The sequence below is a fragment of the Rhodococcus sp. CX genome (assembly GCF_015865005.1).
Lineage (GTDB): Bacteria > Actinomycetota > Actinomycetes > Mycobacteriales > Mycobacteriaceae > Rhodococcus.
Map to the genome: position 1 here is coordinate 1 of NZ_JADZGH010000042.1, position 10661 is coordinate 10661.

At 66.3% G+C, this 10661-nt stretch carries 8 protein-coding genes; 5 read left to right on the forward strand and 3 right to left on the reverse strand.

All coding sequences use genetic code 11. From position 1 onward, the window contains the following. From I0Q12_RS04335 to I0Q12_RS04345, 3 genes are all read right to left on the reverse strand, one after another. Window positions 1–1304: LLM class flavin-dependent oxidoreductase (locus tag I0Q12_RS04335; protein WP_197250759.1), on the reverse strand; the 1304-nt coding region annotated here is incomplete at its 3' end. Further along, window positions 1301–2599 (reverse strand): acyl-CoA dehydrogenase family protein, encoded by a 1299-nt coding sequence (locus I0Q12_RS04340; RefSeq protein ID WP_197250760.1) that lies wholly within the window; start codon window positions 2597–2599, stop codon window positions 1301–1303. The genes I0Q12_RS04340 and I0Q12_RS04335, both read right to left, overlap by 4 nt. After that, window positions 2596–4146 (reverse strand): rhodanese-like domain-containing protein, encoded by a 1551-nt coding sequence (locus tag I0Q12_RS04345; RefSeq protein ID WP_197250761.1) that lies wholly within the window; start codon window positions 4144–4146, stop codon window positions 2596–2598. The genes I0Q12_RS04340 and I0Q12_RS04345 overlap by 4 nt, the downstream gene beginning before the upstream one ends. 287 nt (window positions 4147–4433) lie before the next feature. Here I0Q12_RS04345 and I0Q12_RS04350 point away from each other — a divergent pair, with 287 nt between their 5' ends. The 5 genes from I0Q12_RS04350 to I0Q12_RS04370 form a co-directional block, all read left to right on the forward strand. Beyond that, window positions 4434–5723, forward strand: a complete 1290-nt coding sequence (locus I0Q12_RS04350) for an LLM class flavin-dependent oxidoreductase (protein ID WP_197250762.1) — start codon at window positions 4434–4436, stop codon at window positions 5721–5723. 163 nt (window positions 5724–5886) lie between these two features. Then, window positions 5887–7488, forward strand: coding sequence for an ABC transporter substrate-binding protein (locus I0Q12_RS04355; RefSeq protein WP_197250763.1), 1602 nt, complete (start codon window positions 5887–5889; stop codon window positions 7486–7488). Window positions 7489–7511: 23 nt separating this feature from the next. Continuing rightward, window positions 7512–8480: an ABC transporter permease gene (locus I0Q12_RS04360; RefSeq protein WP_197250764.1), complete on the forward strand. Its 969-nt coding sequence runs from the start codon at window positions 7512–7514 to the stop codon at window positions 8478–8480. Further along, a complete protein-coding gene (locus I0Q12_RS04365) occupies window positions 8477–9352 on the forward strand; it encodes an ABC transporter permease (RefSeq protein ID WP_197250765.1) in 876 nt (291 codons plus the stop codon). Before I0Q12_RS04360 ends, I0Q12_RS04365 begins: the two co-directional genes overlap by 4 nt. Window positions 9353–9384: 32 nt before the next feature. Next, a partial coding sequence (locus I0Q12_RS04370; RefSeq protein ID WP_197250782.1) for an ABC transporter ATP-binding protein occupies window positions 9385–10661 on the forward strand: 1277 nt, incomplete at its 3' end.

A 10661-nucleotide genomic window follows, 5' to 3' on the forward strand; every position in this document is an offset into this window, starting at 1 on the left:
CCCCACGGGATCGGCAGGCCGAGGTTGCCGCGCAGTGTCGTCGACTCGTATTCCCGCCGGAAGATGCCGCGACGCTGCAGCTCCGGAACCAGCTGGTCGACGATCAGCTCGAGACCGCTCGGGAAGTAGTCGGCGTTGAGGTTGAAACCGTCGGCGCCGCGCCCGCGGAACCACTCCTCGATGGAATCCGCGACTTGCTCGGGTGTTCCGACGACGACCCGATGGCCGTTCGGATTGCGCGCGAGCAGTTCCCGGACCGTCAGGTCTTCCCGCCGCGCGAGATCGAGGATCGCGTTCGCGAAGCCCTGACTCACCCCGGCCCGAGCCGAAAAGTCCTCGATCTTGTCCCACGGCAACGCAGCATCGAGTGCGAGGTCGCCCGGGTCCAGACCGAGTGTCCTGCTGAGAGATTCGAGTTCCTCCTCGAATCCGGCGATCTCGTCGAGCCGGTCCTTCCGCTCGCGCGCCTCCTTCTCGGTGCTGCCCAGAACGGGGAACAGGCCGGGGAGGATGAGGATCTCGTCCGGTGAACGCCCGTGACCGGCAGCCTTCGACTTGACCGTCCGATAGAAGTCCTGCGCTGCGGCCAGCGTGTGATTGACGGTGAAGACCGCGTCCGCGTGCCGGGCCGCGAGTTCGATGCCCTGCGGCGAACCGCCTGCCTGAAGGAGGACGGGACGGCCCTGCGGTGAGCGCGGAACGTTGAGTGCCCCGCGAACCCGGAAGTGCTCGCCCTCGAAATCGATCGGGTGAATGCGCGCCACGTCGGCGAACTTCCCGGAACTCTGATCGGCGACCAGTGCATCACGCTCCCAGGAGTTCCACAGCGCCTTGACGACTCGGACCGATTCCTCGGCGCGACCGTAGCGGACGTCGTGGTCGGGCACGGCGTCGAGTCCGAACAGCCTCGCGGAGGCGAGCGCGCGGGTCGCGACGACATTCCATGCCACACGCCCACCGGACGCGTAGTCGAGGGAGGCGATCTTGCGTGCGATGTTGTACGGGTGATCGAAACTCGACGACACGGTCGCGACCAGGCCGACGTGCTCGGTCGCCCGCGCGACCGCGGTGAGCGGAACGATCGGGTCGAGCGCCTGCCACGGTCGCGTGATGTTCGGCGCGGAGTAGTCGAAGCCGTCGGAGAAGAACACGGCGTCGAGGCGGCCGCGTTCCGCGAGCCGCCCGATCTCCTCGTAGTAGCCCAGATCGAGGAACGAGAGCGGATCGTTCTGTACGCGCCACGAGGCCGGGTGCCGGCCGCTGTTGTTGACGTTGATGTTGAGATGCAGCCTGCGTTCGGTCACCGAGCGCTCCCGTAGAAGGCGACCGGATCGTCCGCGGCGTTCTCGAGGTCCGCGAGCGGGAGCAACGGCCGCGCGAGGCTCCAGGCGTCGGCGACTTCCTCGTCGATCAGCCACTTGCCGAGCGAATACGGCTTCCAGCGGACCGCATCGTGCAGGGTGTGGGTGCGGGCATCGCGCCAGTAACGGTCCAGGCCGAACGCCGGCTTGGTCGAACTCGAGCCACCGATGTCGAACAGGTCGGTCGTCACGCTCAGTGCGGTGCGGGTGCTGAGCACCTTCGCCTGGACCACTTCGTAGAACACGTCGATGACGGCGCTCAGCGCGGTGTCGGGACCGAGGGAGTCCAGCCGCCGTGCCGCGGATTCGACGAGCCGTCGCGCGGCGGTCGTTGCGATCCGCAGTTCGCCGAGGTGCGCGACGCCCAGCACGTCGTCGCGGAATTCGGCGGCACCGCTTCCGCGTCCGCCGTGGACCCGCCGAGCGAGTGCCAGCGCCTCGTACAGCGCGCCCTCCGCGAGACCGGTGTCGATCGCCGCGTGGATCAGCTGGGAGAGCGCCGAGATGCGATAGGTTGTCGCCGGATCCGAGGAGCGGGAGAGGAGCTGGATCGGCTGCACCTCGACATCGTCGAACTCCGCGGAGCCCGAACCGGTCGTCCTCTGACCGAAGCTGTCCCAGTCGTCGTGGATGACGACGCCCTGGTCGTCGGGCCGCACCACGACCGTCTCCTGCCCGCCTGCCTCGTTGCGTGCCTGGACCGCGATGAAGTCGCCGAAGAGCGAGCCGGTCGCGTAGACCTTCCGTCCGGACAGGTACAGCCTGCCGTCGCGCTCGACGACCGTGGTGTGCGCTTCACCCGGCCGGCGCTCACCCGGTTCTGCGGTCGCGTTTCCGAAGATCGCCCCGCTGCCGAGTTCGCGCAGGTAGAACTCCCGTTGCTCGGGTGATCCGGACAGCAACAGCCGTTCGACGGTCGCGAAATGGTTCTGCGGAAGCTGGCCGAGGCTTCCGTCCACGGAGGACACCGCGATGATCGCCTGGATCAGGGTCCGGCGGTCGAGCCCCAGCCCGCCGAACTCGACGGGCACGTTCAACGCCCAGAACTTGATGTTGCGCAGTTGCTCGACCTCGTCGAACGGGTAGCGACGTTCCCTGTCCCGCGACGGTGCCTCGTCGCGGAAGGTTGCGACGCGTGCCCGGAGTTCCTCGAGGAACCGGACGGATGCTTCTTCGCCGGTCGCTCCCGTCACCGTTGCGCTTGCGGCCACGAGGGAGTCCGCCTGTGCTGCGGTCACGACGCGATCTCCGCGAAGGCGAAGTGCGGATCGCCGCTGGTCGTCTCCAGAAGCGCGAGTTCCCACTCGAAATACTCTGCGTACCAGCGGTCCCGCTCGGGACCGAACGGGGGCGGTCCGGTGCGGTCGGCGATATCACCGGCGTAGTGCGGATCATCGGTGGTGAGTGTTTCCGCGGCGTCGATTCCGCCGGCCAGGACTACTACGGACGCCGGCACTTCGGAGACGACGTGTTCCGGCGAGTACCGGTCGTTCCCGACGAGCACGAGTGTCGCGTCCGGTGCCTTCTCGGCGATCTGGGTGAGTTGCTCGCGGCGGGCGTGTACCGAGCCCGGGATGTGTCCGGCGGCATAGTCGGCGGAGGGCCGCAGGTCCACGACAAGATGGTCGGTGCCGTCGGTTCGCCACTGCTCGAGCTCGGACCGGTCCACGTGCTGCGCGTCCGGAAGAGGGAGCGCACGACGCGGATGATCGAGTACCGCGTCCTCGGTGTACGCGACAACCGACAAGGGGCCGGTGTGCAGGTATCGCAGCCACTGAACGGTGCTCGCGGCCCGCACGAAGTCCTGATCGTCGACGAGGACGACGTGGGCGTTCGGGACGGCGATGTGGTTGTCGACCTGCTGCACCAGCTGTCCGCCCGGCGCGGACACGCTGACCTCGAAATGGCCGGCCGCGAACTCTGCGGGCGTGCGAACGTCGAAGACATAGGTGGTCGTGGACGCATCGGCCAGGCGTTCCTGGACGGCGTCGGGAGAGAGGACCTGCACACCGGCCTTGTCGAAGGTGGCACGCACCCATGCGGCGAGCTCGTCCGAGACGTCCTGCGGTGCCGGAAGTGCCTGCTCGTCACCGAAGGCGAGAGAACGCCCGGACTGCTCCCACGCGGGGGTGCCGTTGTAGAGGGAGAAGACCTGGTTGGCGATGCCCGTGTTGATCAGGGACTGGGCGCCCACGATGCCGCGCGTGCGCCCCGCGCAGTTGATGACGACCTTGGTGTCGGGACTTTTCACGACACTGCCTGCACGATAAGCGATCTCGGCTCCGCCGCCGGTGTCGTATCCACCCGGAATGTGGTGGTGCAGGTACTCGGTCGTCGGTCGGCTGTCGAGAATGACGACGTCGTCGCCCTGCTCGATCCAGCCCTGCACGGTCGTGCTGTCGACGGTGGGAGTGGAGAACTCGTGTTCGATCCACTCGCCCAGGGTCTTGCTGCGCACGTTCGTGCCCGTGTAGAGGCGACCACCGGCGTTCGTCCATCCGGTGAGACCGTCCTCGAGCACCCGGACGTCGCTGTAGCCGAGAGATTCGAGCAGGTCGGCAGCGGGTCCGTCGGTATCCGGCTCGCCGGCCAGTACCACGGTGGTGGCAGTGCCGGGAACCAGATCGACGATGCGCTGCTCGATCTCGTGGAACGGCAGAGACGCGCTGACCGCGATATGGCCCTTGCTGCGTTCCAACGGAGTGCGCACGTCCAGTACGGCGACGGCCGGGGCGCGATCGGACACGAGCTCGAGTAGGTCTTTCCCGGAGATGTATGTGGTCATCGGTTTCCTGTGAAGAGGCGGTTGGCGCTTCGTCTCGGACGAGCGAAGAAACGAAAGGAGGCTGCGCGCAAGGTGAGCGCAGACGACAGAATCTCGCGTCCGCGGGTTCCCCGACAGGGTTGTGCTCAGTCTGGTTCGGATACGTGTCGATGCGCGGAAAAGTCCATCTCCCATCCTGATTCAGGGTGATCGGAACTCTCGGTGAACCTCGGCGCTCGACCTAGCCTCGATCACGGGTGCCGTTGCGGCCCCGCGACTGCGACCCCGAGGAAGGTGCTGGACCGATCATGTCCACATTGATTCTGAATTCGGTGATTCGTGCGATCGGATTCACGCAGGGCGGCTGGCGGCACCCGTCGGCGAAGCCCGAGGGGGCTCTCGACCTCGACTACTACCGTGAGTACGCGGCACTGTCCGAGCGGGGACTGTTCGACGGATTGTTCGTTGCGAACACCCCGGCGGTCCCGGACAACGACTGGGCCTATCTCTTCTCACCCCTCGAACCGGTCTCGCTGTTGTCCGCGCTCGCACCGTCGACATCGCACATCGGTCTCATCGCCACCGTGTCGTCGACGTTCACACACCCGTACAACATCGCCCGGCAGATCGCCACGCTCGACCATCTCAGTGGCGGGCGAGCGGGAGTCAACATCGTCACCACCGGATCGGAATCGGCGGGACGGAACTTCGGATTCGATGCGCTGCCACCCCACGCGGATCGGTACGAACAGGCCGACGAGTACATCGACGTCCTGCTCCGGCTGTGGGACAGCTGGGGCGACGACGCGATCGTCCTCGACAAGGCCGCAGGCGTACAGGTGAACACGGCGTCGGTGGTGCCCATCGACCATCGCGGCACGCATTTCGCCGTGAAAGGCCCGCTGGACACGCCGCGTTCACCACACGGTCGCCCGCTGTTGTTCCAGTCCGGTGCCTCGGACCGGGGCAGACAGCTGGCCGCCAAGTATGCCGACGCCGTCTACTCGGTCGCGCAGGACATCCGGCAGGCACGGGACTTCCGCAGTTCACTCCACGCTCTTCAGCGCGGTGGAACCTCGTCGAGGCCGCCGGTGAGGGTCCTGCCCGGTCTCATCCCGATCGTCGGCAGTACGCAGCGGGAGGCCGAGCGACTGCACGAGGAGATCAGTTCGCTCAATCCACCGGAGCGCGGAATCGCGGCCCTCGAACAGCGCCTGGGCATCGACCTCGGCGGAATCGAACTCGACTCGCCGTTCCCGGTCGATCGGCTTCCGGATCTGTCCGAGGTCGAGGGGAGCATCAGTTCGCACGAGTCGATCCGGCGGTTCGTGACCGGGCCCCAGGTCACCCTCCGTCATGTTCTGCGAGTGACCGACGCGGGCAACAGCCACCTGCGATTCGTGGGATCCCCGGAGTTCGTGGCCGATCGGATCGAGGAGTGGTTCACCACCGGCGCGGCGGACGGTTTCAACATCAACCCGGCGATCACGCCGTCGGGTCTCGTGGACTTCGTCGAACACGTGGTGCCGTTGCTGCAGGAGAAGGGCATCTACAAGCGCGCCTACGAGGGTGCGGCGCTGCGCGCCGCGTTCGCCTGAGCGCTCCACGTCGCTTTCGGTGGAGAGTTTCGGCCAGGGCGAAGTAATTCATTGAGGCCCGGGACCAAGGGCCCTACCGTCTGTCGGGAATGCGGACGGCCGTCGAGTCTCGCACGGATCGGCTGGCGCCGATTTCGAAAGTCAGCAACACAGTGAGGAATTCATGTCACGCGTAAAGAAGCTGGTCGCCGGCCTGATTGCGGCGGGCGTACTGGCAGGATGCTCGCAAGGTGGACAGTCGGCCTCGACGGGACCGTCCGGTGAACCGCAGCAGGGCGGAACGGTCGTCTACTCCGACGTCATGTACGTGACGGACGCCCTCAGTGGCTTCTACTCGACCGGCAACCTGTTCCTGCAGATCGTGGACCGTCTGGTCTACACCGATCCGAGGAACGGTGAGATCACACCATGGCTGGCCGAGAGTTTCTCCCGGAACGAGGACGCCACCGTGTACACATTTACGATCCGGGACGGTGTGACCTTCAGCGACGGAACTCCGCTGACGGCCGACATAGTCAAGGCGAACCTCGATCAGGTCGGAAAGGGCGACCCCGACAAGAAGATTCCCGCGTTCACGGACTTCGTCGGCTACGACCGCTCCGAGGTTTCCGGTAACACGGTGACCGTGTACCTGTCCGCACCCAACACGAACTTCTACCGGGTCGTGGCCGGTCACCGCGCCGGAATCCGTGCGGCGTCGACGCTCGCGCTCGACTACGAGGGCCAGGCCAAGATCGAGAACGTCGTCGGTTCGGGCGCTTTCGTCTACGAATCCCACGTGCCCGACCAGAAGGTCGTGCTGACCCGGCGCGACGACTATGCGTGGCCGCCCGCAGTGTCCCCGAACCAGGGGCCGGCGTACCTCGACAAGATCGAGATCCGTGCGATCGGCGAGCCGGGACTGCGTGCCGGGGCGGTGCAGTCCGGACAGGTCGACGTCGCGCGCGGAATCCAGCCGACCGACGAAGCGGGGCTCGCCGCCGCGGGTAAGCAGGTCATTCCCGTTTCGGCCCCATTGCTGACCTCCAACATCGCCGCTGTCCGCATCGGCAACGAGGACGTGAGCGATGTGCGCGTGCGCCGGGCCCTCCAACTGGGCATCGACCGCGACGCCCTCGTGGCCACCGTTCTGTCCGACAGCTACCGGGCAGCGGATTCGGTTCTGAACCACGACGATCCCGCGTTCGTCGACCTCGGCGACAAGATCGAGTACAACCCCGACGAGGCTGCACGGCTGCTCGACGAGGCCGGCTGGAAGGTCGGGCCCGACGGCATCCGCGAGAAGGACGGCAGGCCGCTCGAGCTGAGTGTGTCCGCGTCGGTGCAGAGCGTGGTGATCAAGCCGGCATTCGAGTTCATCGAGTCGCAGTGGCGCGACCTCGGTATCAAGCTCGTCAACAACGCAGGCGACACCACCGCCTACAACATCGCCGTCGCCGACCCGAGCAAGCCGCTCCTGGGGACCAGGACGTACTACAACGTGGGCCTTGCATTGCTGTTCGGGCGCGACAAGAACACGCTGACGTTCGCCGCGGACGACGAGCTCATCGCGCTGTCCGGTCAGGAACTGTCCGCGACCGATCCGCAGAAGCGCAACGACGTTCTGGCGCAGGTGCAGCAGCAGGTCGTCGACAAGCACCTGGCGCTGGTGTTGTGGGACGAGGTGCAGGTGCACTCCGCCTCGCCGGACGTGCACATCGAGTTCACGAACCTGACCGAGCCGCTCTTCCAGAGTGCCTGGAAGTCCTCGCAGGCGGAGGGATAGATGACGAAGCCGAGGCGCGCGCGATGACGCGATACGTGCTCTCCAGGATCGGGCAGTCGCTGCTGGTGCTGCTGCTCGCGTACACCGTCGTGTTCTGGGGTGTGAGTATCCTCCCGTCCGATCCCGCCACGATCTTCGTGGCGAAGGGGGAAGGATACTTCAACCCGGAAGTCGTCGAGCAGGTCAAGCAGTTCTACGGTTACGACAAGCCTTTGCTCGCACAGTATTTCGGGCAGCTCGTGCAGCTGGCGAGCGGCAACTTCGGCTTCTCGCTGTCGAGTGGGCAAGCGGTCACCGATCGCATCGCCGACGTCGTCGGCGAGACGTTGAAGCTTGCCGGGACCGCAACCGTGTTCGCGATCGTCATCTCGGTCGGCATCGTCCTGCTGGCGACGACCAGCCGTTTCGAGCGACTGCGCAAGGCGGTGCGCAACATCCCGCCGCTGTTCAGCTCGGTACCGACCTTCTGGCTCGGCCTGGTGATCCTGCAGATCTTCTCGGTGCAACTCGGGTTGTTCTCGCTCTTCCCGGACGGTTCGGTGGCGTCGTTCGTCATACCGGCGCTGGTGCTCGCGGTCCCGATCTCGGCGCCGATCGCGCAGGTCCTGCTGAAGAATGCCGAAGCGACCATGCGGCTTCCCCACGTCGCCACGGCGCGTGCGAAGGGAGGAACACCCGGCTGGGTCATCCGCAAGCACGTGCTCAAGAACGCGGCCGGACCGGCTCTCACCGTCACCGCAACCACCGTCGGTGCCCTCCTGGGCGGATCGGTGGTCACCGAGACCGTCTTCTCGCGGGCCGGCCTCGGCTCGGTTCTGATGGACGCTGTTGCAACACAGGATATCTCCCTCATTCAGGGACTCGTCCTGCTCACAACGGTCGCCATCGTCGCGATCAACCTCGCCGTCGACCTGATCTATCCGATCCTCGATCCACGAGTAACCAGGACCCAGAGCAAGGGTTTCAGCACTCGCCTAGGCAGGTTCCAATGAGTGAATCGACATCGGAGCGGATCGTCGTCGATCCCGAAGTCTCCGAAGACCGTGCAGGGGTGCTCGGCGTCGTGCGCGGTCTTCCGTTGCCGGTGCTGCTCTCCGCGTCGTTACTCGTCGTCGTGGTGCTCTGGACGCTGGTGCCCGGGTTGTTCACCTCGTTCGACCCGCTCACCGGCAACCATGTGGACAAGTTCCAGCCGCCGAGCTGGGAACACTGGTTCGGTACCGACCACCTCGGACGCGACGTCCTCACCCGCGTCGTGCACGGCACATCGCAGACCGTCCTGACGGCCGGTATCGCCGTCGCAGTCGGCCTGGTGATCGGCAGCGTCATCGGGATCCTCGCCGGGGTGTCCGGACCGGTCGTCGACGCCGTCGGTATGCGCATCAGCGACGTGCTGCTGGCTCTGCCGGGCTTCCTGGTGTCGATCTGGATCGTCACCGCGTACGGGGCGGGACGGCTGTCCGTCGGAATCGGTGTGGGTATCGGCTCGATCGCGATCTTCGCGCGGGTGTTCCGGGCGGAGGTGCTCCGGGTGCGCGCACTCGACTACGTCGAAGCGGCGTTCCTGTCCGGGGCGAGCCGATGGGCGGTGATCCGCAAGCACATTCTGCCGAACGCCGTGGGAGCGGTGGTCGCGCTCGCGGTCATCGACCTGAGTGCCGCCATCCTGGCGATCGCGGCGCTCGGCTATCTCGGATACAGCGCCCCGCCGCCGACTCCGGAGTGGGGCCTGCTCGTGGCCGAAGGACGCAACTACATCGCCACCGCGTGGTGGCTGACAACGCTGCCGGGCATCGTGATCCTGCTGGTGATCATCGCGCTCGGTGTGGTCAGCAGGCGGTTGCTCGCGGCCAACAGAATCTGACCACGGATCCAACCACGGGAGCCAGAATCCACATGTCCGAACCGCTACTCGACATCGAAGATCTCGTCGTCACCTACGGTGCCGGCGACACCGCCAAGGTCGCACTCGACCACGTGAGCCTGAGACTGGAGAAGGGGCAGTTCACCGCCGTTGTCGGCGAATCGGGCTCGGGTAAGACGACCTTGGCGAACGTGGTGGTCGGTCTGCTTCCCGAGTCGGCGCACACGCATGCGACCACCGCGGTCCTCGACGGACACGGCATCCTGGGGCTGTCCGAACGGCAGTGGAGCGGGTTGCGCGGCAGCACGGTCGGTTTGGTACCGCAGGATCCGGGGGCGTCCCTGAATCCGGTGCGTACGATCGGAGCGCAGCTCGCCGAGGTGTTCGAACTCCGGAATCTGAAGCTGAGCCGCAGCGAGGTACGTCGCCGCAGCATCGAGTTGCTGGAGCAGGTCGAGATCGACAACCCGGAACGACGGCTCCGTCAATATCCCGGTGAACTGTCCGGTGGTATGCGGCAACGGGTCCTCATCGCGATCGCGTTCGGCCTCAATCCGAAGCTGCTCGTGGCCGACGAACCGACATCCGCGTTGGATGTCACGGTTCAGAGCCAGGTCCTGCGGGTGCTGGACCGGCTGGTCGCCGAGCACGGCACCACCGTGCTGTTCGTCACCCACGACATCGGCGTGGCGACCGACCACGCGTCGCGCATCGTGGTGATGAGGGACGGTCGGGTCGTCGAGCAGGGCGACGTCGAATCGGTGGTCACCGAGCCCCGGTCGGAGTACACGCGCACATTGATCGGCCGGATCCGGGAGGTCACACCGCCGGCGCCGCTGCCCACCCGCACCGATTCGGACGAGGTCGTCCGGGTATCCGCGATCACCAAGGAATTCCGGGTCAAGGGCCGGATCGTGCACCGGGCCGTCGACGGCGTCGACCTGTCGGTGCGGCGCGGCGAGACCGTCGCCCTGGTCGGCGAGTCCGGGTCGGGCAAGTCGACCACCGCGAAGATGATCATCGGACTGACAACACCGACCGGCGGCACGGTCGAAGTGCTCGGGCGGAACGTCGCCCGGCTCGGGCACCGCGAGCGACGCCACCACTGGCGCGAGGTCCAGTTCGTCTACCAGAACCCCGACTCCGCGCTGGACCCCCGATGGTCGATCCGGCAGATCCTCGACGAGCCGTTGCGCTCCTTCGGGATCGGCGACGCTGCGCTGCGAAAACAGCGGATCGAACAGGCCCTCGGCAGCGTGAACCTACCGGCGGGATCCCTCGACAAGTACGCCGCCGAACTGTCGGGAGG

Excerpts from the sequence above, each read along its gene's own strand:
- I0Q12_RS04355 (WP_197250763.1), top strand. The coding sequence starts at position 5,887 with ATGTCACGCGTAAAGAAGCTGGTCGCCGGCCTGATTGCGGCGGGCGTA.
- I0Q12_RS04350 (WP_197250762.1), top strand. The coding sequence starts at position 4,434 with ATGTCCACATTGATTCTGAATTCGGTGATTCGTGCGATCGGATTCACG.
- I0Q12_RS04360 (WP_197250764.1), top strand. The coding sequence starts at position 7,512 with ATGACGCGATACGTGCTCTCCAGGATCGGGCAGTCGCTGCTGGTGCTG.
- I0Q12_RS04345 (WP_197250761.1), bottom strand. The coding sequence starts at position 4,146 with ATGACCACATACATCTCCGGGAAAGACCTACTCGAGCTCGTGTCCGAT.
- I0Q12_RS04365 (WP_197250765.1), top strand. The coding sequence starts at position 8,477 with ATGAGTGAATCGACATCGGAGCGGATCGTCGTCGATCCCGAAGTCTCC.